Here is a 20885-nt window from a genome sequence, read left to right on the forward strand (position 1 = left end):
AAATATCGCCGTGTTTGTGAGCGAACGCCCCGCTAGACTGCGCCGCCGGTGGGCGCGGCCCGCTTGGCCGCCGCCCGGCGCAGGGCGGCGGCCAGTTCGCGCATGTCGATGGGCTTGGACACGTAGTCGTCGAAGCCCGAGGCCAGCAGCCGCTCCCGGTAGCCCTTGACCGCGTGGGCGGTGAGCGCCACCACGGGCACGGAGGCCGCCTGGCCGAACACCGCGGCGTCGCGCAGCCTGGCCACGGTCTCGAGCCCGTTGAGCTCCGGCATCTCCACGTCCAGCAGCACGCAGTCATAGGCCGTTTCGCCGAGCTTTTCCAGGGCGGCCCGGCCCGAATCCACGGCCGTGACCCGGTGCCCGCGCCGCTCCAGCAGCCGCTTGGCCACGATCTGGTTGATGCAGTTGTCCTCCACGAGCAGGATGTCGAGGGCGGGCAGGGCCTCGTTCGCCGGCGACGGGGCGGCCGTCTCGGCCGGGGCCGGCCGGCAGGCCTGGCCCATGACGGCGGTGAAGAAGAACGTGCTGCCCGCCCCGGGCGCGGATTCGACCCACATCCGGCCGCCCATGAGGGCGACCAGGCTCTTGCAGATGGAAAGCCCCAGTCCCGTGCCGCCGAAGTCGCGGGTGAGGCTGCCGTCGAGCTGGGTGAAGGCCTCGAAGATGCGCTCCTGCTTGTCGGGCGCGATGCCGATGCCTTCGTCCGCCACGGCGAAAAGCAGGGTAACGGGATTCTCCACGGCCTTGCCCAGGGGGCACTGGACCGGCGGGGTGGTTTCCACGGAGACGCGCACGGCGCCGTCCTTGGAGAACTTGATGCCGTTGGACACCAGGTTGCCCACGATCTGGAGCAGCCGGCCCGGGTCGCCGACCAGGGCGTCGGGCACGTCCGGCGCGATGGACAGGGACAGGACGTCGTTGTGGCGCGCCGCCTGGGGGCCGAAAAGCCGCAGGCACCGGCCCAGGATGTGGGACAGGGAGAAGCGCTCGCCGGCCAGCTCCATGCGCCCGGCCTCGATGCGGGAGAAATCCAGGATGTCGTTGATGATGTCGAGCAGCGACAGGGCGGACTGGCGGGCCAGGTCGAGATATTCGCGCTGGTCGGGGGTCAGCTCCGTCTGCAGGGCCAGCTCGGTCATGCCCATGATGCCGTTTATCGGCGTGCGGATCTCGTGGCTCATGGTGGCCAGGAACTCGGACTTGGCCCGGTTGGCGGACTCGGCCGCCTCCATGGCCCGGGTGAGGCGCTCGCGGGTGCGCATGAGCTCCGTGACGTCCACCATGGCCTCGATGATGGCCGGCTCCTCGGGCAGCTTGCAGGCGGTCTTGTACATGATGCGCCGGCCCGAGCGCGTCATGACGGCGCTTTCACGGTCGCGCACCAGCCCGGTGTCCGAGGCCAGGGCCGGGCAGGCCTCCTTGTTGCACAGGTAGCTCTTGCACGAGGCCCCCACGGCCTCCGGACCGAACAGGTCCGCGGCGGCGGGGTTCTGGTAGGCCAGGATCCGGTCGCCGTCCGGGGCCACGCGCACCTTGACGATGGGGATGGGCGCGCTGTCGAGCACGGCTTCCAGGTCCTTGCGGGCTTGCGTCTCCTCGGTCACGTCCAGGATGAGCCCTTCCACGGCGCGCAGGCGTCCGCTTTGGCCGCGCAGCAGCCGGACGCGGTCCGTGACGTGGCGCACCTGTCCGTCCCGGGTCCGCAGGCGGTAGGCCAGGCCGAAGGCGTCCACGCCGGCGGCGGCATTTTCCCGCACGGCCGCCTCGACCCGGGGCAGGTCGTCGGGATGGACCAGATCCCGGGGGGAGACGGCCCCGGCCAGGAGCTTCTCGCGGGAGAAGCCGAAACGGTCGATGTTGGAGGAGACGTATTCCACCGGGCCGGGTTCGCCGCCCTTGACCAGGTAGCGGATGACGTAGGCCGGGCTGGCCTCGAGGATGCGGTTGGCCAGGCGCATGGCTTCGTCGGAGTCGCGCCGGGCGGTGACGTCGGTCACGGCGATGCGCACGTTCGGCGAAACGAGGGGATCGACGGAGGCGGCCTGCGGCTCGGCGATGATCTCGGCCTGGAACCGGCTGCCGTCGCGGCGGCCGAGGCGCAGTTCCAGGGTTTCCGGCCGGCCCGATTCGAGGATGCGGGCCAGGCGGCCGCGAAAGGCGGCCTGCTCCCCCCGGGGCATGGACTCCAGGAAGGGCCTGCCGACCAGGTCCGGGCGCTGCTGGCCGAGCATGGCCGCGCCCTTGAGGTTGGCCTCCAGGATCACGCCCCGCTTGTTCAGGGTGAAGTAGCCCACGGGCGCGAAATCGTAGAGGTTGGCATAGCGGTCGCGCGCCTCGGCCAGTTCGGCCTGGGTGCGGCGCAGCTCCTCGTTGTGCCGTTGCAGTTCGGCCTGGTTGCGGCGCAGTTCGTCGATGAGCCGGGCCGTCTCCTCCGGGACGTCGTCCGTGCGTCCGTCCGGGGACGGCGCGTCGGCGGGCGTGGATGCGGCGTCGCGCAGCGGGCGGGCGTCGCTCTCGTCGGGGCTGGAGGCGTCGGCCATGCGGAATCCTCCGGGCGCTGGGTGCGTGTGCTTGGAAGGAACGCCCTTGCTTTTCCATAAAACAAGCCGGGGGCCTTGGAAAGAGTTCGGGAGCGGCGTGGAGGGGGGGCGTCCGGTTTTCTTTTGCCGGCTTTGGGGGTATGGGCACAAAGGCGCGTCATGCGCCTGCCCGGGCCGGGCGCCCGGGAGCAAGGAGCGGACATGAACCTGCGAAGAAAGGACGACCATGCGCGCCGCGGCCCACGCGCCGGGCGCGGCCTCGCCGCGGCCTGCGCGGCCCTGGCGCTTCTTCTGGCCCTTTGCGGCGCGGCCAGGGCGCAAAAGGCGGGCGGCTACGCCTTCGGCGCGCTGCTTCCCCTGTCCGGCCCCCTGTCCGAGCGGGGCAAGACCTCCAAGGTCGCCCTGGATCTGGCCCAGGCCGACATCAACGCCTACCTGGCCGCTTCCGGCTACGGCGGACAGATGAGCTTCGCCGTGGAAAACACCGGCAGCTCCCCGGAACAGGCCCTGGAAAAGCTCAAGGCCCTGGCCGGCAAGGGCATCCGGGTGGTGATCGGTCCCTACGGCGACGACGAGGTCGAGGCCTGCCTGGACTTCGCGGACAAGAACAACATCCTGCTCGTGAGCCAAGGCAGTTCCCGGCCGTCGCTGGCCAAAAAAGGCGACAACCTCTTTCGCGTGTCGCCGTCGGACACCTACCAGGCCGAGGCCGTGACGAGCCTCATGCGCCAGGAGGGCGTGGGCGTGGTCGTGCCCCTGTGGCGCGCCGACCACATGGGCGACGACCTGACGGTGCACGTCAAGGCCCGGTTCAAGCAGCTCGGCGGCGCGGTCCAGCCCGGCTCGCGTTATTCCCCGGACCGCAAGGACTTCGCCCCCATCCTCGACGACCTGGCCAGACAGCTGGCCCAGGCCGCCAAAAGCGGCAAGGGCGGCAAGGCGGCGGTCTATTTCGCCGGCGGCGAGGAGATCGTGCCCATCCTCAAGGCGGCTTCCAAGCGGCCGGAACTGACGGCCGTGCCCTGGTACGGCTGCGACGGCACGGCCATGTACGACCCCATCGCCAAGGACCCGGAAAGCGCGGCCTTCGCCATGAAGGTGCGCCTGGCCAGCCCGCGCTACGGCGAGGGCGGGGCCAACGTCTATTCGCTCACGGAAAAGCGCATCCAGGACAAGACCGACGTGTTCCCCGACACCCAGGCGTCGGCGGCCTACGACGCGGCCTGGGCGCTTTTCTTCACGGCCCAGGCCGTGGGCGGGTCCGGGGATTTCGCCCGGTTCAAGCAGATGCTGCCGCAGGTGTGCGAGCGCATGTACGGCGTCACGGGCTGGCTGGCCTTAAACGAGCACGGCGACCGGCGCGAGGACTGGGATTTCGATTTCTGGGCGCTCGGCAACGAGGACGGCAAGTATTTCTGGCAGAAGGTGGCCCGCTACCAGTTCGAGCCGGGCACGGCCAAGGAGCTGTTCCTGGGCTCCGGCAAGAAGTGATCCCGCCCGGGCCGGCCGCGGACGCCGCGCGGCCGGCCCGGCCGCGTCGAAGACGACAGCGCCTGCCCGTTTTGTTGCCTTGAAAAATACCGCGGAGTCGTCGAGGCGACGCCGGCGGGCTCAGGCCGGGGGAAGCTCCTCGGCCGGCAGGCTGACCCACACGTCCGTGCCTTCGCCGTCCCGGCTGTCCAGGCACAGGTTCCCCTCCATGAGGGCCAGCAGCCGGCGGGTGATGGCCAGGCCCAGGCCCAGGCCGCCGAAGCGTCGGGTGGAGCTGGCGTCCTGCTGGGTGAAGGGCTCGAAGATCGCCTCCAGCTTGGCGTCGGCCACGCCGATGCCCGTATCCCGCACGTTGATCACCAGGCGGGGCCTGGCCCCCGGCCGCAGATGCTCCCTGGCTGGGGACAGGAACAGGCGCGCCGTGGCCCGGCCGTTCCGGGTGAAGCGCACGGCGTTGGACACGAGGTTGGCCAGCACCTGGTCCAGGCGGGCCGGATCGCCCACGAGCCGCGCCGGCATGTCCGGGTCCACGACCACGGTCAGGGCGACCTCGCGCAGCCTGGCCGCGGCGGCGAACCGGTCGGCCGTGCCGGCGGCCAGCCGGCGCGGGTCGAAGGGCTGGCGGCGCAGGAGCACGCGCCCGGCCTCCAGGCTGGCGTAGTCGAGCATGGCCTCGATGACCTCGTGCAGGGTCCGCCCGGAAGCCAGGGCCTGGTCCAGGCCGGCCAGCGACAGGGGCGGCAGGGGCAGGTCGCGCAGGTGCTCCAGGATGCCGAGCACGATGTTGAGCGGCGTGCGCATCTCGTGGGAGACCACGGCCAGAAATTCCGTCTTGGCCCGGCTGACGGCCTCGGCCGCCTTGCGGGCGCGGGCCAGGTCCTCGGCCCGCCGCCGCTCGGTGATGTCCATGGCCAGGCACACCACCCCCTCCTCCCGGTCCCCCTGGCCCCGCAGCAGGGCCAAGGACACCAGCACCGGCACGCTGCGGCCGTCCTTGCGCACGAGGGTCTTCTCGATGCCGGTCACGCCGCCGGCGGCGAGCAGGTCCTGGCTGTCGGCGTTGTCCAGGAAGGTGCGCAGGGGATCGCCCGGCGGCAAAAACGCCGCCCCGGGCTGGCCTTCGGCCTCGCCCGGCGCGTAGCCCAGCATCTCCCGACCGGCCCGGTTGAGCATGGTCAGCCGGCCTTCCCGGTCCACCACCAAAATCGCCTCGTTCATGTTGGCCAGGATGCCCTCCAGGGAGCGCTTGGCCTGGGTGAGGGCGTCTTGCGAGGCGGCCAGGCCCTCGGTCATGGCGTTGAACGCCAGGGCGACCTCGCGCGCCTCTTGGGGGCCGCCCACCGGGGCGCGCACGGACAAATCGCCGCCCGAGGCTTGCCTGGCCGCCTCGGCCAGCCGGGCCATGGGCCGGGACAGGCCGCCCGTCCACCACATGGCCGCCGTGGTGGACAGGAAGGCCGCCGCCGCGGCCACCGCGGCCACGAGCAGGCGCAGCCGCCCCAGCTCCTCGTCGATGGCCGTGCGGCGCGGCAGGGCCACCACGGCCGACAGGCCGTACTTGCCCACGGGGGCGGCGGCCACGAGATGCGGCTGCCCTTCGAAGACGTCCTGGCGCACGACCTCTTCCTGGCCGGCCAGGGCGCGTCCCAGGGGGGAGCCCGGGGCCACCTTGTCGGGCAGGGCGGCCAGGCCCTCGGTGAAGAGCAGCCGGCCCTCGGCGTCGGCCAGGACCGCGCCGCCCCCCTGGGCCATGTGCAGCACGAGCACCCCCCGGGCGATGGAGGAAACGGGCACGGCGGCCAGGATCGCGCCCATGTCCTCGCCGAAGGGCGAGCGCCGGGCCAGGGCCAGGATCAGGGTCGGGCCCCCGCCCGGGCCGGCCGGGCGCACGGCGTGGGCCATGGTCCCCGGGGCGGCCAGGGCGGCGGCCGCCACGGGCTCGGCCGCCTGCGGCTCGACCCTGTCGGTGTAGCCCTGGCCCGAGGCGGCGTATTCCCGCTCGCCCCGGGGGCTGAAGTAGGACAGGGAAACGAAGTCCGCCCGGTAGCGGTCGAAAAGCGACTGGAGCAGATGGTAGTTGTGGCTGCCGTGGAAGTCCTCGAACTGCTGGCTGGAAACGAGCAGGCGCATGATGCGCTCGCACTGCCCGGCCGTCAGCGCCGTCTCCCGGGCCAGGGATTCGGCCAGCAGGCGGATCTTCTCCCGCTCCTTGTCCTCCAGGATGGAGGCGGCGACATGGAACACGCCGGCGCCCAGGGCCAGAGTCAGGAGGGCCACCAGCACGAACTGGCCCAGGAGCATCTGGTTCCTGAAGGAGCGCAGCATGGGCTCAGGGCGTGGCGGCTTTGACCGGCAGGGGCAGGCAGCCGTAGTTGGCCATGGCCGTTCGGGCGTCGGGCAGGCCCAGGGCGGCGAGGAAGTCGGCCGCCGCCGGGGACAACGGCGGCTTGTAGACCAGGGCGAAGGGGATGAAGAGCGTGTAGGTGCCGCGGCTGACGTTTTCGGGGGTGGGCGCGATCCCGTCCAGGGCCAGGGGCTTGAGTTGGCTCGCGGCCATGGCCGGTCTGGAGAAGTAGCCGATGGCCCCGGCGTGGCCGGCCGCCAGGGACACGGCCTCGGGCGTGGAGTAGGCCACGGCCTGGTCCACGCAGCCCAGGGCCTCGAAGCCGGGGATGGCCGCGTTGAGGACCTCGCGGCTGGTTTCCGGCGTCTCCCGGCAGATCTTGCGGATGGGGCCGGCCGGGCCGCCGAGGGTCGCCCAGTCCGTCAGCTTCCCGGAAAAGACGTCCAGGGCCTGGGCCTTGGTGAGGGATTCCACGCCCGTGACCGAGGGATTGACGGCGAAGAGCACCGGGGCTTTGGCGAAGACGACCTCCACGAGACCCTGGGCCTTTTCCTCGTCGCGAAGCGGCCTGGCCGTGCGGGCCAGCTCGGCCTTGCCCGCGAGCACGGCCTTGATGCCGCCCGTGGAGCCGATGGAATCGGGCGCTTCGATGCGCACGTCCGGGTTCTCGCGCATGTGGCGCGCGGCCAACGTACGCAGGAGTTCCTCGCTGTCGCCGGTGCCGGGGATGGCGAGCACCACGGGGGCCGCGGCCCGGGCCGGAAGGGCGAGGCACAAAAGGAGCAGGGCGGCCGCCAGGACCGCCAGGGCGCGCGCGGCCCGGGGAGCTTTGGCGTTCATGCGTCCTCCGCTCTGGGGTGGCCCAGCAGTTTGCGTATCGTCGCCAGAAGCCCCCACACCGCCGCCGTGGAGGCCAGGGCGAAGGCGGCGACGCCCGCCCGTTCCCGGTCCATGCCGGCCAGGGCGTCGGCGTGCCGCCGCGCCACGAACCCGATGTCGAAACGGTCGCCGAAGCGGGCCGTGTAGTCGGCCACCAGCTCCTGGTACTGGGCGTCGGGATCCGGGCCGATGGGCGTGTCGTACGGACGCAGGTCCTTGTCCAGGGCGTTGGCCCACAAAAGGGCCAGGCGCAGACGCTCCCGCGAGAGCTTGGCCGGGGTCGGCCAGTCGCTTATGGCCGTGCCGGCGGCCACGCACAGCCAACCGGCGGCCAGGGCCGCGTAGATCCCGTCGCGCCAGGCTCCCACGGCCGCTATTTCCTGCGCCGCCGCGAGGACTTGCGCTTTTGCGTCGGCAGGGCCAGGGGCGATTCGCCGCCCTCGACCAGGCCCAGGTCCACGGAGAGGCGGCCCATGTCCGCGCCCGTCAGTTCCACCTCCACCGGCTGGCCCAGGCGGAAGCGGCGTCCCGTGCGCTCGCCGATGAGTTCGTGGCGCTCGGGGAAGTAGGTGTAGTAGTCGTCGGACAGCGACGACAGGCGCACCATGCCCTCGGCCATGACCTCCTTGAGCTCCACCCAGAAGCCGAAGTCGGCGATGGAGCCGATGACCCCGGTGAAGCGCCGGCCGACCTTGTCGGACAGGAAGTGCACGGTCACGCGTTTTAAGATCTCGCGCTCGGCCTCCATGGCCACCCGCTCGCGGCGGCTGATGTGCTCGGCCACCTTGGCCAGCCGCGCCGCCCGCTTTTCCGAAACGGGCTTGCCCGCGAAGACGTTTTTGAGCGAGCGGTGGACCACCAGGTCGGCGTAGCGGCGGATCGGCGAGGTGAAGTGGCAGTAGCAGGTGGAGGCCAGGCCGAAATGCCCTTCGAGCTTGGGCGAGTAGGAGGCCTGCATCATGGTGCGCAGCGCCAGCCGGCTGACCAGGAAGTCCAGGTCCGAGCCCGAGGCCTCGCGCAGGACCATGGGCAGGTCGCCCGGCCCCGGGGCGGGCGGCAGTTTGGTGGCCAGGTCGGTGGTGGCCAGCAGCTTGAAGAGGGCCTCGACCTTGGTCGGGTCGGACTCGGGGTGCACGCGGTAGAGCACGGGCGCGCCCTTTTCCGTCAGGAACCGGGCCACGGCCTCGTTGGCCGCGACCATGAACTCCTCCACGATCTGGTGGCCGAAGTGGCGCACCTTGGGCCGGATGTCCTGGGTCTCGCCCTGGAAGTTGAAGAGGATCTCCGGCTCGGGCAGGTCGAAGTCCAGGCTGCCGCGCGCGGCGCGCACGGCGTTTATCGCCCGGGCCAGGGTTTCGGCCGTGGTCAGCATGGGCAGCACGGCGGCGATGTTCTGGCGCTCCTGCTCGTCGCCGAGGAGCAAGGCCCGGTTGACCTGGGCGTAGGTCAGCCGCGCCTTGGACTCGATGACCGCCGGGTAGAAGTCCGTGCGCCCGGGCAGGCCCTTGGCCGTGAAGTCGATCTCCGCCACCATGGCCAGGCGGGGCACGTTGGGGTTGAGGCTGCACAATCCGTTGGAGATGCGCTCGGGCAGCATGGGCTCCACGGACTGGGGGAAGTAGTAGGAGTTGCCGCGCGTAAGCGCCTCTTCGTCCAGGGCGCTGCCTTCGGGCACGTAATGGGACACGTCGGCGATGGCCACCCACAGGGTGTAGCCGCGGCCGCGCTTTTTCACGTAGACGGCGTCGTCGAAGTCCCTGGCCTTGGCCCCGTCGATGGTGACGAAGGGCAGATCGCGCAGGTCCTTGCGGCCGGCGAAGTCGGCTTCGCCCGGGACCTCGGGCAGGGCCTCGGCCTCGGCCAGGGCCGCGGCCGGAAAGGGGCCGGGGATGTCGTGGTTGAGCTTGACCAGCCGTTCCTGCACGGCCACGTCGCCCTGGGCGCCGAGCAGCTCCAGGCCCTTGCCGGAGTAGAGCTTGTATTCGATCTCCTCGCCGATGCCGACGCTGATGATGTCGTCCGGCACGGGTTCGGGATCGCCGGGGTGCGGCGGCAGGTAGTCCACCATGAAGCTCATGGTGTGCCGGGCGTCCGTGGGGCGGCACAGGAACAGGTCCGGGGCCAGGCGCTTGATCACCCGGCAGGGGAGCCGGGTGATGCCGCGCTCGATGATCCGGGCCACCCGGCCTTCGTGGTTCTTGTCCTTGCGCTCGCGGGTGACGGCGACGGCCACCCGGTCGCCGTGCCAGGCGTTGCCGATGTCCTTCGGGTGGATGAAGATGTCCTTGCGGCGCTTGTCGTCGGGGATGACGTAGCCCACGCCCGAGCGGCTGATCTCGAGCACGCCCGTGACCAGGCGCATGCTTTCCACCAGTCCCCAGCCCTTCTGGACGCGGATGAGCTTGCCGGCCTCGCGCAGTTCCTCGAGCAGGTGGCGCAGATCGTGGAATTTGAAAACAACTCCCTTGAGGCCTCGCGCCACCTCCTTGTCCGACAAAGGCTTGCCGCTTTCACGAAATATGCGCAGCACGACGGCTGCGTCGAGGGTCGCGCCCTGTCCCTTGGGGGATTTCCCCCGTTTTCTCCTGGCTCCCATGTATCCTCCGGATGTGGCGCTCCCAGTCTCCTACCGCCCCCGGGGGCGGGGCACAAGCCCGCAGGCGCGTTGCCGGGCCATTACGGTCATGGTATTTGTCGAAAAAAAAGTTTGGGAGCCGTTATGCGGGACGCGCCTTGTCTGTTGCTCGGCGAAATACGCTATCCCGAAGAATATTCCTACGAACGGGTGGGGGAGATCGAGACCGAGGCCGGCGAGGTTCTGGCCGGGGCCTTGGCCGGGCTCGAGGTGTCGCTCCTGGAGGTGACGCCCGGCCCGGAGTCGCTGCGCTTCGAGGCGGTTTGCCAGGCCTGCCCGGCCGAGGAGGCGGCGGCCGTGTGCGAGGCGCTGCTCGCCCTGGCCGACGACGGGCCGCTCGGGCGTCTGGTGGTCGTTCGCGGCGCGCAGGAGGCGATCTCGGTCTTCTATTTCAGCGGCGAGGCGATCGACGAGGTCACGGTCGAGCGGCCGTAGGCGCGGCCTCGAGCCACAGGGGCAGGTAGTGCCGGGCGGTGTTGAGCCGGGCGTCGAGCTCGCGGCAGCCCGGGACGAAACGCTCCACCACGTCCCAGAAGCGCGGCGAATGGTTGAGTTCCACCGTGTGGCACAGCTCGTGGACCATGACCAGCCGGCACAGCTCCCAGGGCAGGAAGGCGATGGTGTAGTTGAGGCTCACGCGCCCCCTGGCCGTGCAGCTTCCCCAGCGGGTGCGCTGGGCCCGGATGGTGAGCCCGGCGTAGGACAGGCCGGTTTCGCACGAGACCTGCTTAAGGGCCGGGCGCAGGAGTTCCCCGGCGCGGTCGCGGCAAAACGCGCCCAGGGCCGCGGCCAGGGCCGCCGGGTCCCCCACCGCGCCGGAAACGACCAGTTCCCCCGGACCGCGCGACGTCACGGCGCAGCCCTGGCGGTCCTTGGCCAGGTAGTCGAGCCGCCATTGCCGGGAAAAGGCCGTGAGCACGAGCCGCCCCGGCCGCGTCGCCGCCGCCGGCCGGGGCGAGAAGCCGCCCTCGGCGGCCAGGCGCGAAAATGTCCGGGAGATCCACTCCCGCCGGGCCTCCACGGCCTGGAGCAGAAAGGCCGGGGCCACCCCCGGCGGCGAGACCACCTCGAGCCCCCGGCCGGGCAGCATGCGCAGCACGATGCCCCGGGCCCGGGCGCTTACGCGCACCGACACCGGCAGGGCCGGCGGCAGGCCGAGGCCCATCAACCGGGCCGTCTCCGCCGCGTCGAACGGCCTCTGACGACGCATTGCCATAACCTTTCAGGCCCCTGCAGCCCGGATCGGGCTTGTCTTCGATTGCGCCAACGTCTACCTTCCCGGCAACCGGATAGTCGGTGGCCGCGCCGGCCGTCAAGCCGGCCAAGGGAGCTTTTCCGCCATGCACCGCCCGTTGCGCCTGCGCCTTTTCCCGCTGCTGGTCCTTGCCGCCCTTCTGGCCTTCGGCTGCGCCAAGCCGCCGCCGCCGTCCGGCCCCCTGGCCCCGCCGACCCGGCCCCTGGGCAAGGGCGAGGTCGAGGACCTGCGTGTCCTGCCCCAGGACCTCGCCGCCTACCTGCGCCCGGACACCGCGGACAAGCCGCTCTATCCCCAGGAGCAGATCGGGCTTCGCCTGGAGAATTTCGTCCAGGAATGGTCCGCGCCCTGGCGCATGGCCAAGCCCGGCTACGCCCGCAAGGCCGTGGAGGAGATCTTCCGCCGCTTCGAGAAAGCGCCGGGATTCGGCGCGAACGGCCAGCGCAACGGGCCGGAGCTCGCCGCCTCCCTGCACGCCGCCGCCGGCCTGAACAGCTATCCCAACGTGGTGCGCAAGGCCGTGACCGTGCGCAACACCAACCTGCGCGGCATGCCCACGGCCAGCCCCCGCTTCGCCGACCCGAGCCTGCCCGGCGAAGGCTACCCCTTCGACTATCTCCAGCACACCGCCCTGCCGCCGGGAACGCCCGTGCTGGTCACCCACGCCAGCCGCGACGGCTCGTGGCTGCTGGCCGAATCCGCCCTGACCTTCGGCTGGCTGCCGGCCACGGACGTGGCCTACGTGGACGAGGCGGCCATGGCCGCCATGGCCACCACCAGGCTCGCCGCCGTGGTCAGGGACCAGACCGCCCTGCCGGAGGTCGGCATCACCGTGGACGTGGGCGCGGTCTTCGCCCTGGCCGGGCCGCCGGACGCCTCGGGACTGACGGCCCTCGTGCCCGTGCGCGCCGCCTCGGGCGCGGCCGAGCTGCGCCGCGTGCGCCTGCCGGCCGGCGCGGCCGTCCCCATGCCCATGCCCATGACCCCGCGCAACGTGGCGGCCGTGGGCAACCAGTTCATGGGCAAGGTCTACGGCTGGGGCGGCATCGACGGCAAACGCGACTGCTCGGCGCTGACCCACGACCTGTACGTGCCCTTCGGCATCTACCTGCCGCGCAATTCCGCCAGCCAGGCCTCCTACGGCGGCTCCATCCCCCTCGGCGACCTCCCGAACGACCAGAAGGAGGCGGCCATCGTCGGCCAGGGCGTGCCCTTCGCCACCCTGGTGTGGATGCAGGGACACATCCTCGTCTACGTGGGCCAGTACAAGGGGAGGCCGGTGGTCTACCACGACATCTGGGGGCTGCGGACCTTCGGCGAAGGCGGCCGGGACGGCCGGCTGGTGCTCGGCCGGGCCGTAGTGACGACGCTTCGGGCCGGGGAGGAGATCCCGGCCGTGGGACCGACCCATATTCTGCTCAACCGCGTGCGGTCCATGTCCATCCTGGCACGGCCGAACTGACGCCGGGCCGCGCGGCCGGGTCGCGCGGCCGGGGGACGCCGCGTTTTTGCGGGCCGCGAGGGGCGGACACGGAATGCGGCTTTGATCGCGATTTGGCGTGAACCGCCGCGCCCGGGAGGGGGAGGGCCGCCCGGGACGGGCGCGGGCGACCGCGCCGCGGCTGACGAGGGAGGTGAGGATGCGTAATTTCTTCGGCTGGATAAGTCTCTGCTTCACCGCCGGCCTGGTCGGGGGGCTGGTCGGCGGCGTGCTGCTGTGGATGGCCGGGCAGTACGGCTGGACCGCGGCCATGAACGTGAAGCTGGCTCCGGAATGGACCCTGGCCTGGCTCTGTCCGCGACTCGTCCTGGGCGGCCTCTGGGGGCTTTTGCTCACGCCGCGCTTCATGCCGGATTCCGTGTTCTGGCGGGGGCTGCTGGTCAGCCTGGGGCCGACCCTGGTCCAACTGCTGGCGGTCTTCCCGAGCGATCCGGCCGCCGGCATGTGGGGCATGGGGCTCGGCGACCTCACCCCGCTCGTGGTGGCCGCGGACAACGCGGTCTGGGGCTGGGCGGCGGCCTTCTGGCTGGTCCTGGCCGACGACGCGCCCAAGGGCTATCCGCGCCTGCGCTAGAGCGGCCCTTTCCCGGCGAATCCGCCCCGGCTACAGCGCCCGCTGGAAGATGCGCTCCACCACGCCCGCGTCCACGCGCAGGGGGGCCAGAGGCAAGAGCATCCGGGACAGCGACGAGCGAAGCGTCATGCGGGTGAGCGCCGGCACGTCGGCCCCGGTGAAGTAGGTGGTCATGCGCGCCGGCTGACCGACCGCGGCGAACCATTCGCGCAGTCCCCGCTCGGCCCGTTCGGCCTCGCCCGGCACCCCCTGCAGCTCCGGCACGATGGGGGACAGCACCTCGGCCAGGGCCTCGGGCGCGGCCGGATAGATCTCCCGCAACACCGAGGGCATGAGGATGCCCAGACCCTCGCCGTGGCTGATGTCGGCGTTGAGCGCGCTCATGGAGTGCTCCAGGGCGTGGGCCAGGTGGAGCATGCCCCGGTCGTAGCTCATGCCGGCGATGGCCGAGGCGTAGAGCAGCCAGTAGCGCGCGGCCAGGCTCTCGGGCTGGGCCAGGGCCGTGGGCAGCCAGGCGGCGATGAGGCGCACCGACTCCCTGGCCAGGACGATGGAGTAGGGCGAGGCCGTCACGGCCGTGGCCGCCTCGACGGCGTGGCTTAAGGCGTCGAAGGTCGTGTGCGCGGTCTGGCGCGGCGGCAGGGACGTCATGAGGCTCGGATCCTCGATGGCGTGGGTCGGGTAGAGGTGCGGCGAGCGCAGGGCCGGCTTGTCCTCGCCGTCGGCCTGGGCCACGGCGAAGCAGTCGCATTCCGAGCCCGAGCCGTGGGTGGTGTTGACGGCGACGATGGGCAGCGCGGCGCTGATGGGCACGCCTTTCTCGTAGAAATCCGAAGCTTTGCGCACGGGGTGGCGCAGCAGGGCCGCGGCCGTCTTGGCCGTGTCCAGGGCGCTGCCGCCGCCGATGCCGAGCACGGCCTTGGCCCCCAGGGTCCGGCCGAGCTTGGCCGCGGTCTCGCCGTTGGCGTAGGTGGGATTGGACCGCACCCCGTCGAAATGCTCGAAGGCCACGTGGCGCGAGAGCATGGGCAAAATGGCGTTCCAGGCTCCGCTGGCCTTGTATCCCACGGCGTCCGTGACCACGAGCAGCCTGTCGAGGCCCGCGGCGGCCATTTCCTGGAGGATGCCGTCGAGGTGTCCCAGCGCCCCGACGCCGAAGTAGGTCTTTGGCCGCGTGGCCTGGAGCAGAAATACCTTGCGAATGTCGATCTTGGCTTCCCAGCCGCCCATGTCGTGCCTCCCGGTTCGGGTCCGTGCGGGTCGGTACACGGCTTGCCGGGTCAGGTGCATCAATTCCCATGCCATATAAAAAAGCATGTTATATCGATGTATTATATCAAAGTGTGCGTTATGGTCGGGCCATATGACCCCGCCGGCGGCCCGGCCGGGCGCGCCGGGGCCGGGCGGGGGGGGCGTCGAGCGGCCCCTGGCGGGGGCTGGCGGGTGCGGGTAAAAATGAAACAAGGCCAGAGCCGGGTGGGAATATCTGACCCGAAATAGTTTTCCCTATGAACATTGCCCGTCCCGGCCGGCCTACGGGCCGACCGTGGTGGAGCGGTTGACGTCGGCGCTGTTGCCCTGGGGGCCGGTGTAGGTGGTGGTGTTGTTCCAGGTTTTGGTGGCCGGGTCCCACTGCCCCTGGGAGGAGCGGTTGACGGAGTTCTGGTTGGGGCCGGTGTAGGTGGCGCTGCGGTTGTAGCCGCCGGGCGTGCGCCTGGTGGTGGCGGCCCGGGAAGTGGTCGCGCCGCCGGGTCCGGTGGCGGTGCTGCCGCTGCTGAAGGACTGGCTGGCCGGGTCGTAGCGGCCGGCGGAATTGCGGGTGACGGCGTTGTTCCCCGGCCCGGTGGTGGTGGCGCTGCGGTTGTAGCCGCCCGGGGTCCGGACGGTGGTCGCCTCGTTGGTCACGGTGCGGTCGCCGGGCCCGGTGACCGTGCTTTTGCGTTTGAACGCCTCGCCGGGGGCGGCGAGGGCCAGGTGCAAGCCGAGGGTCAGGGCCAGGACGGCGGCCGTGCGCGATACGTTCATGGGGCATCTCCTGCGGGTTTGGCGCGGCTTGGGTGGCGGGACGCGCCGGGGGCGCGAGGATTCCATGCCTACGGCATTTGCCAGGGCCGTGCCAGGGAAAAGGCGCGGGAGTCGGCCCGAACGTCCGACCGGGGCGATGGCGAAAAGGGGAATGCCGGGGAGAGGTTGGCGCGACGCCCCCGTCCCGGCCGCCGTGGCGGCGGGAAGACGGGCGGCGCGGATTTCGGCACGGCCGTGAACGCTCGGCGGATTGCCGGCATTTCGGCGGCGGCGCGACGTCCGCGCCGCCACGGACGGTCGTGTCCGGGACGCCGGGCCCGGGCTAGTGCATGCCTTCCGGCATCTTGGACCCCATGGGCGGCTTCTTCATGATCCACATGAGCACGGCCAGTCCCAGAAACATCTGGCCCTGGGCGTGGAAGACGTCGCAGAAGGCCATGGCGTTGGCCTGCTGGAGCAGGAGCTTGTACATGGCGGCCGCGGCCATCTGCGCCGCGTCGTTGACGCCCAGGAACTTGGCCTCGAGGTAGGCTTTGATCTGGTCGTAGGTCGACTGGTAGGCCAGGTCGTAGGGCGTGAGGTTCTCGATCAGGCGGGCCTGGTGGAACTGGGCCCGGCGGGCGAGCAGGGTGGTGACGAAGGCCACGCCGAAGGAGCCGCCCAGGTTTCGCAGCAGGTTGAACACCGCCGAGGCGTTGTTCATACCCTGCCTGGGGATGTAGGCCATGGTCAGGTAGGACAGCGGCACGAAGAAAAACGCGATGCCCACGGCCTGGATGTTGCGGGCGGTCACGGCCGTGCCGAGGTCGATGCCCAGGCTGAAGCCGGACATGTTGAAAAGCGAATAGGCGCTGACCAGAAGCCCCACGCACAGGATGTAGCGCGCGTCGATCCGCTGGGTCAGCTTGCCGACCACGGGCAGGATGACCAGCATGATGAGTCCGCCCGGGCCGAGCACCACGCCGGAAAGAAAGGCCGTGTAGCCCATGAGGTTTTGCAGGTACAGCGGCAACAGCACGATGGAGCCGAAAAAGGCGAAGAAGCCGAAGAACATGACCACGTTGCCCGTGGCGAAGCTGCGGTCCGAGAAGACCCTGAGGTCCACGATGGGCTCCTTGACCCGCAGCTCCCAGACCACGAAGGCGGTCAGGCACACGGCGGCCACCACCGACAGGGTCAGGATGAAGTCGTCGTTGAACCAGTCGTCCTGCTGGCCCTTGTCGAGCACGATCTGCAGGCACCCCAGGCCCAGGCTCAGAAGCGCCAGGCCCACGTAATCCACGGAATCGCCCTTCTTGCGGCGCTCCAGGTAGTCCGGGTCCTTGATGTAGAGCCAGATGAGCCCCAGGGCCAGCAGCCCCACGGGCACGTTGATGTTGAAGATCCAGCGCCAGGAATAGTTGTCCGTGATGTAGCCGCCTAAAAGCGGCCCGAGGATGGGGCCGAGCACCGCGCCCATGGCGAAGATGGCCATGGCCAGGCCGCGCTCGCGCGGCGGGTAGGCCTCGAGCAGGATGGCCTGGGACATGGGTTGCAGCCCGCCGCCGCCGATGCCCTGGATGATGCGGAAGGTCACGAGCATGCCGAGGCTGGTGGACAGCCCGCAGAGCATGGAGGCGACCGTGAAAACCACCACGGACAGCAGCAGGTAGTTGCGCCGGCCGAACACCTTCGAGAGGAAGCCGCTGATGGGGATGACGATGGCGTTGGAGACCAGGTAGGAGGTGAGCACCCAGGTCACTTCGTCCTGGCCGGCCGAGAGGCTCCCCTGGATGTGCCCCAGGGCCACGTTGGCGATGGAGGTGTCGAGGATCTCGATGAGCGTCGGCACCATCACCGCCAGGGTGATGAGCCACTTGTTGGGGGCGCGCTCGCTCATGGGCGTACGGTCTTGTCCTCGGGAAGCGGTTGCGCAGGCCCTGCGGAAGGCATGCGGAAAAAATGCTGTTTCCCTGAAAATCCCGACGTATTTTCAGGGACGCCGCCCTAGTGTTGCGTCCCTGTAAAAATACGATAGTATTTTTACAGAAAAATAGTGCAACTAAAGCATGTTGTCCGACGAATGCACATGCACGCATTTCGCGGACGCGACACTAGTCGGCGTGGATCGTCGGCTCCACGCTCATGCCCAGGCGCAGCTTGGGCCGCTCGCCGTTCTCCTTGTCGAAGACGATCTTGACCGGGATGCGCTGCACGATCTTGACGTAGTTGCCCGTGGCGTTTTCCGTGGGGAAAAGCGAGAAGACCGCGCCCGTACCGGCCATGATGGAATCGACCTTGCCTGCGATCTCGCGGCCCGGGTAGGTGTCCACCTCCATGGTCACGCGCTGGCCGGGGTGGACGTTTTTGAGTTGGGTTTCCTTGTAGTTGGCCGTGACCCACAACTCGTCGGCGTCCAGGGGCACCACGGTCATGAGCGCCTGGCCGGCGGCCACCAGCCGGCCGGACTCGATCTGCTTCTTCGTCACGTGGCCGGCCACCGGGGCGACGATGCGGGTGTAGTCCAGGTTGAGCTCGGCCTGGCGGACCTTTTCCCTGGCCAGCTCGACCTTGGCCCGCTGCGCCGCCACCTCCTTGGTCTGGATGACGGCCTGGTCCTCGCCGGTCCTGGCCAGGTCGATCTGGGACCGCAGGCGCTTGATGTCGGCCATGATGGATTCGACGCCCCGGGCCGCGGCCGCGGCCTTGGCCTGGGCGGCGCGCAGCTCGGCCTCGTGGCCCCGGCGCTTGTTCTCGATGTTGTCGAGGTCGGACTGGGCCACCACGTCCTTGTGGCGCAGCTGGCTGATGCGGGCGTAATCGAGCTTGTCCTGGTCGAGTTGGGCCTGGATCTGGGCCGTCAGCTGATCGGCGGCGTCGCGCTCCTTGACGGCCTGTTCGAGGCCCCGTTGCTGGCTTTCCAGCTGGGCCTTGGCCGAATCCACCCGCGAGGTGGTCTGGGAGAGCTGCAGGGGCACGCCCAGGTCCTGGGCGGCCAGCTGGGCTTCGGCCGCGGCCAGGTCGGCCCTGGCCTGGGCCAGGGCCACGGCGTAGTCCGTGGGGTCCAGCGCCACGAGCACGTCGCCCGGGGCCACCAGCTGGTTGTCGGTCACCGGCACCTCGTTGACGTAGCCGGCCACGCGCGGGGTGATGGGATGGACCCGGCCGTCCACGAAGGCGTCGTCCGTGGAGATCAGACCCCGGGTATAGAGGTAGTAGCCGAAGCCGGCCAGGACCGCCACGGCAGCGGCGGCCAGGGCCAGGCGCTTGCGCTTGGAGGGCGGGCCCTCGGGCTTGTGCTTGCTGCGGAAAATCGGCTTCATGCGGGGTCCTTAGGGTTCGAGCATGGCGTCCAGGCGCGATTCGATGTTGCCGAGGATGCGGCGCAGGGCGTCGCTGTCCTCGGGGGGCACGTCGGCGAAGGCTTCGGCTGCGTAGGCCCGCACCAGGGGCACGAGACACTCGACCAGGCTTGTGCCCGCCTCGGTCAGAAAGATGCGCTGGCTGCGGCGGTCCTTTGCGTCGCGGCGTCGCGCGGCCAGGCCTTTGGCCTCCAACCGGTCCAGGATGCGGGTGATGGTGGTCTTGTCCTTGACCGAGCGGTCGCCGAGCTCGGCCTGGGTCAGGCCCTGGGTCTCGTAGAGCCGGTAGAGGACCACCCACTGCTCCGGGGTGACGTCGTGGCCGGCGGCCAGAAACGTCCGCCGCAGCCCGATCTTGAGCCGGGCGGCGGCGTGCCCGACGGCATAGCCCACGGCGTTGTCCATGTCGAAGAAAAAAGGGTCTTCCATGTCGGTTTCCGGAATGGTTGTCGCGCGGAAAATAAGTATGACAACTTTCCCTGTCAAGCTGGTCCCCGCCATGCCCTGGGCGCGGAGCGCGCGACGGGTTGCCGGGCCAGGGCGCTTCTGTCAAGGTAGCGGACAAGAGTCGGAGGGGGCGCTCGATGGAACCGTTTACGCGACTGGCCCGGGCCGTGGGCGACATGGTCCGGTTCCGGGACCATGCCAGGCCCCGGCTGACGGCCCTGGAGATCTTCAAGTACGTGGGCCCGGGGCTGCTCGTCACGGTGGGCTTCATCGATCCGGGCAACTGGGCCTCCAACGTGGCCGCCGGCTCGGACTTCGGCTACAAGTTGCTGTGGATGGTCACGCTGTCCACGGTGATGCTCATCGTGCTGCAGCACAACGCGGCCCACCTCGGCATCGCCACCGGGCTGTGCCTGTCCGAGGCGGCGGTGAAGCACTTGCCGCGCCCGGTCTCGGCCGCGGCGCTTTCCACGGCGGTGGCGGCGGCGGTGTCCACGGCCCTGGCCGAGCTGCTCGGCGGGGCCATCGCCTTGCGCATGCTCTTCGGCCTGCCGCTTCCCGTGGGGACGTTTCTTGTCCTGGCCTTGGTGCTGTGGATGCTTTTTTCCAATTCCTACCGAAAGCTCGAAAAATACATCATCGGCTTCGTGTCGCTCATCGGCCTGTCGTTCATCTTCGAGCTGTCCCTGGTGCATGTGGACTGGGGCCAGGCCGTGGCCGGCTGGGTGACGCCGCGCCTGCCCGACGGGGCGCTGCCCGTGGTCATGAGCGTGCTCGGGGCGGTGGTCATGCCCCACAACCTCTTCCTGCATTCCGAGGTCATCCAGAGCCGGCAGTGGAACCTGGACAAGCCGGAGATGATCCGCCGCCAGCTCAAGTACGAGTACCTGGACACGCTTTTTTCCATGCTGGTGGGTTTTTGCATCAACAGCGCCATGATTCTGCTGGCGGCGGCCGCCTTTTTTGTCAACGGCACGTCCGTTTCGGAACTGGATCAGGCCAAGGAGCTGCTCACGCCGCTGGTGGGGCCGGCGGCGGGGCTGGTGTTCGCCGTGAGCCTGCTGCTCGCCGGCGTGGCCTCGTCCGTGACGGCGGGCATGGCCGGGGGCAGCATCTTCGCCGGCATGTTCGGCGAGCCCTACGACATCCGCGACAGCCATTCGCGCCTGGGCGTGGTCATCACCCTGGTGGGCGCGGCCGTGGCCATCCTCTTCGTCGGCGATCCCCTCAAGGGGCTCATCTGGTCCCAGATCGCGCTTTCCATTCAGCTGCCCATCACCATCCTGCTCCAGATCGGGCTGACCTCGCGCCGGACGGTCATGGGCCCCTACGTCAACCGGCCCTTCACCACGGGCGTGCTGGCCGTGGTGGCGCTGGTGGTGATCACGCTCAACGTCATGCTGCTTGTCGAGACCCTGGGCGGCTGAGGCCGGCTGCGGCCCGCGCAACGAAAAAACGCCGTCGTCCGGACAGGTCCGGGCGACGGCGTTCTCCCCTCATGCAAACCGAAAGCTACTTCTTTTTGCCCTTCTTGGCCTTGACCGGGGCGGCCTTGTCCGGGCCGGGGTAGTTGGCGACCATGCCGCCCATCTTCATGCATTCGTTGACGGTGGCGACCATGGAGGTCTTGCCGCCGACGTTGCATTCCCAGGTGGCCTTGGGGGCCTTCTTGGCGGCGGCCTTCTTGCCTTTGGCGAAGGCCGGGGCGGCGGACAGGGCGATGGCGAGCGCGGCAGCCAAAACGATGCACTTTTTCATGGGTTCCCTCCTCGAACGGAACTTTTTCAGGTGCATATAACGGTCTCGGGGGGAGTGCAAGCAAGGGCGGCGCGAAAAGAAAAGATCGCGTTCGC

Annotated in this window: 17 protein-coding genes; 5 read left to right on the forward strand and 12 right to left on the reverse strand. The window is 69.9% G+C overall.

Annotation, left to right across the window (positions count from 1 at the left end; translation table 11 throughout):
• Positions 1-32: 32 nt before the first annotated feature.
• Entirely contained in the window at positions 33-2540 is a 2508-nt protein-coding gene (locus Q1K70_RS21375; RefSeq protein WP_300164537.1) for an ATP-binding protein, read from the reverse strand.
• A 201-nt stretch (positions 2541-2741) separates the two neighbouring features.
• Between Q1K70_RS21375 and Q1K70_RS21380 the strand changes: the two genes are divergently transcribed.
• Positions 2742-4031: an ABC transporter substrate-binding protein gene (locus Q1K70_RS21380; protein ID WP_300164539.1), complete on the forward strand. Its 1290-nt coding sequence runs from the start codon at positions 2742-2744 to the stop codon at positions 4029-4031.
• Positions 4032-4151: 120 nt separating this feature from the next.
• Here the strand turns inward: Q1K70_RS21380 and Q1K70_RS21385 are convergent, their stop codons facing one another.
• Genes Q1K70_RS21385 through rnr form a run of 4 tightly spaced genes read right to left on the reverse strand, consistent with a single transcriptional unit; the run spans position 4152 to position 9850 of the window.
• Entirely contained in the window at positions 4152-6356 is a 2205-nt protein-coding gene (locus Q1K70_RS21385) for an ATP-binding protein (protein ID WP_300164542.1), read from the reverse strand.
• Between the two features lie 4 nt (positions 6357-6360).
• Positions 6361-7215, reverse strand: coding sequence for a substrate-binding domain-containing protein (locus Q1K70_RS21390; RefSeq protein WP_300164545.1), 855 nt, complete (start codon positions 7213-7215; stop codon positions 6361-6363).
• Positions 7212-7622: a hypothetical protein gene (locus Q1K70_RS21395; protein WP_300164547.1), complete on the reverse strand. Its 411-nt coding sequence runs from the start codon at positions 7620-7622 to the stop codon at positions 7212-7214. Before Q1K70_RS21395 ends, Q1K70_RS21390 begins: the two co-directional genes overlap by 4 nt.
• 5 nt (positions 7623-7627) lie before the next feature.
• Positions 7628-9850, reverse strand: a complete 2223-nt coding sequence (gene rnr, locus Q1K70_RS21400) for a ribonuclease R (RefSeq protein ID WP_300164550.1) — start codon at positions 9848-9850, stop codon at positions 7628-7630.
• Between the two features lie 123 nt (positions 9851-9973).
• Between rnr and Q1K70_RS21405 the strand changes: the two genes are divergently transcribed.
• Positions 9974-10324 carry a hypothetical protein gene (locus Q1K70_RS21405; RefSeq protein WP_300164553.1) on the forward strand — a complete coding sequence of 117 codons (351 nt, stop codon included), beginning with the start codon at positions 9974-9976 and terminating at the stop codon, positions 10322-10324.
• Here the strand turns inward: Q1K70_RS21405 and Q1K70_RS21410 are convergent.
• Positions 10305-11099 carry a SprT family zinc-dependent metalloprotease gene (locus Q1K70_RS21410; protein WP_300164556.1) on the reverse strand — a complete coding sequence of 265 codons (795 nt, stop codon included), beginning with the start codon at positions 11097-11099 and terminating at the stop codon, positions 10305-10307. The two genes, Q1K70_RS21405 and Q1K70_RS21410, sit on opposite strands and share 20 nt — an antisense overlap.
• A gap of 130 nt (positions 11100-11229) precedes the next feature.
• Between Q1K70_RS21410 and Q1K70_RS21415 the strand changes: the two genes are divergently transcribed.
• Both Q1K70_RS21415 and Q1K70_RS21420 read left to right on the forward strand, forming a co-directional pair.
• Complete coding sequence (locus Q1K70_RS21415; RefSeq protein ID WP_300164559.1) at positions 11230-12606, forward strand: SH3 domain-containing C40 family peptidase; 1377 nt, start codon at positions 11230-11232, stop codon at positions 12604-12606.
• A 178-nt stretch (positions 12607-12784) separates the two neighbouring features.
• The gene (locus tag Q1K70_RS21420) at positions 12785-13219 is read left to right on the forward strand and encodes a hypothetical protein (protein WP_300164562.1); all 435 of its coding nucleotides are present in this window, start codon (positions 12785-12787) and stop codon (positions 13217-13219) included.
• Between the two features lie 30 nt (positions 13220-13249).
• Here the strand turns inward: Q1K70_RS21420 and Q1K70_RS21425 are convergent, their stop codons facing one another.
• The 5 genes from Q1K70_RS21425 to Q1K70_RS21445 form a co-directional block, all read right to left on the reverse strand.
• Entirely contained in the window at positions 13250-14449 is a 1200-nt protein-coding gene (locus Q1K70_RS21425) for an iron-containing alcohol dehydrogenase (protein ID WP_300164565.1), read from the reverse strand.
• Positions 14450-14752: 303 nt separating this feature from the next.
• Positions 14753-15244: a hypothetical protein gene (locus Q1K70_RS21430; RefSeq protein ID WP_300164568.1), complete on the reverse strand. Its 492-nt coding sequence runs from the start codon at positions 15242-15244 to the stop codon at positions 14753-14755.
• Positions 15245-15566: 322 nt separating this feature from the next.
• Entirely contained in the window at positions 15567-17123 is a 1557-nt protein-coding gene (locus Q1K70_RS21435) for a DHA2 family efflux MFS transporter permease subunit (RefSeq protein ID WP_300164571.1), read from the reverse strand.
• Positions 17124-17337: 214 nt separating this feature from the next.
• Complete coding sequence (locus Q1K70_RS21440) at positions 17338-18546, reverse strand: HlyD family secretion protein (protein WP_300164574.1); 1209 nt, start codon at positions 18544-18546, stop codon at positions 17338-17340.
• Positions 18547-18555: 9 nt separating this feature from the next.
• A complete protein-coding gene (locus tag Q1K70_RS21445; RefSeq protein WP_300164577.1) occupies positions 18556-19014 on the reverse strand; it encodes a MarR family transcriptional regulator in 459 nt (152 codons plus the stop codon).
• A 155-nt stretch (positions 19015-19169) separates the two neighbouring features.
• Between Q1K70_RS21445 and Q1K70_RS21450 the strand changes: the two genes are divergently transcribed.
• Positions 19170-20459, forward strand: a complete 1290-nt coding sequence (locus Q1K70_RS21450) for an Nramp family divalent metal transporter (RefSeq protein ID WP_300164580.1) — start codon at positions 19170-19172, stop codon at positions 20457-20459.
• A gap of 85 nt (positions 20460-20544) precedes the next feature.
• On the opposite strand, the gene Q1K70_RS21455 is transcribed toward Q1K70_RS21450, so the two are convergent.
• Positions 20545-20790: a hypothetical protein gene (locus Q1K70_RS21455; RefSeq protein WP_300164583.1), complete on the reverse strand. Its 246-nt coding sequence runs from the start codon at positions 20788-20790 to the stop codon at positions 20545-20547.
• Positions 20791-20885: the final 95 nt, after the last annotated feature.

The sequence above is a fragment of the Solidesulfovibrio sp. genome, from assembly GCF_029978005.1.
In the GTDB taxonomy this organism is placed as follows: Bacteria; Desulfobacterota; Desulfovibrionia; order Desulfovibrionales; family Desulfovibrionaceae; genus Solidesulfovibrio.

Bases quoted from the DNA above. Each gene is read 5' to 3' on its own strand.
- Q1K70_RS21375 (WP_300164537.1), bottom strand. From the start codon at position 2,540: ATGGCCGACGCCTCCAGCCCCGACGAGAGCGACGCCCGCCCGCTGCGC.
- Q1K70_RS21380 (WP_300164539.1), top strand. From the start codon at position 2,742: ATGAACCTGCGAAGAAAGGACGACCATGCGCGCCGCGGCCCACGCGCC.
- Q1K70_RS21385 (WP_300164542.1), bottom strand. From the start codon at position 6,356: ATGCTGCGCTCCTTCAGGAACCAGATGCTCCTGGGCCAGTTCGTGCTG.
- Q1K70_RS21390 (WP_300164545.1), bottom strand. From the start codon at position 7,215: ATGAACGCCAAAGCTCCCCGGGCCGCGCGCGCCCTGGCGGTCCTGGCG.
- rnr (WP_300164550.1), bottom strand. From the start codon at position 9,850: ATGGGAGCCAGGAGAAAACGGGGGAAATCCCCCAAGGGACAGGGCGCG.
- Q1K70_RS21405 (WP_300164553.1), top strand. From the start codon at position 9,974: ATGCGGGACGCGCCTTGTCTGTTGCTCGGCGAAATACGCTATCCCGAA.
- Q1K70_RS21410 (WP_300164556.1), bottom strand. From the start codon at position 11,099: ATGCGTCGTCAGAGGCCGTTCGACGCGGCGGAGACGGCCCGGTTGATG.
- Q1K70_RS21415 (WP_300164559.1), top strand. From the start codon at position 11,230: ATGCACCGCCCGTTGCGCCTGCGCCTTTTCCCGCTGCTGGTCCTTGCC.
- Q1K70_RS21420 (WP_300164562.1), top strand. From the start codon at position 12,785: ATGCGTAATTTCTTCGGCTGGATAAGTCTCTGCTTCACCGCCGGCCTG.
- Q1K70_RS21425 (WP_300164565.1), bottom strand. From the start codon at position 14,449: ATGGGCGGCTGGGAAGCCAAGATCGACATTCGCAAGGTATTTCTGCTC.
- Q1K70_RS21430 (WP_300164568.1), bottom strand. From the start codon at position 15,244: ATGAACGTATCGCGCACGGCCGCCGTCCTGGCCCTGACCCTCGGCTTG.
- Q1K70_RS21435 (WP_300164571.1), bottom strand. From the start codon at position 17,123: ATGAGCGAGCGCGCCCCCAACAAGTGGCTCATCACCCTGGCGGTGATG.
- Q1K70_RS21440 (WP_300164574.1), bottom strand. From the start codon at position 18,546: ATGAAGCCGATTTTCCGCAGCAAGCACAAGCCCGAGGGCCCGCCCTCC.
- Q1K70_RS21445 (WP_300164577.1), bottom strand. From the start codon at position 19,014: ATGGAAGACCCTTTTTTCTTCGACATGGACAACGCCGTGGGCTATGCC.
- Q1K70_RS21450 (WP_300164580.1), top strand. From the start codon at position 19,170: ATGGAACCGTTTACGCGACTGGCCCGGGCCGTGGGCGACATGGTCCGG.
- Q1K70_RS21455 (WP_300164583.1), bottom strand. From the start codon at position 20,790: ATGAAAAAGTGCATCGTTTTGGCTGCCGCGCTCGCCATCGCCCTGTCC.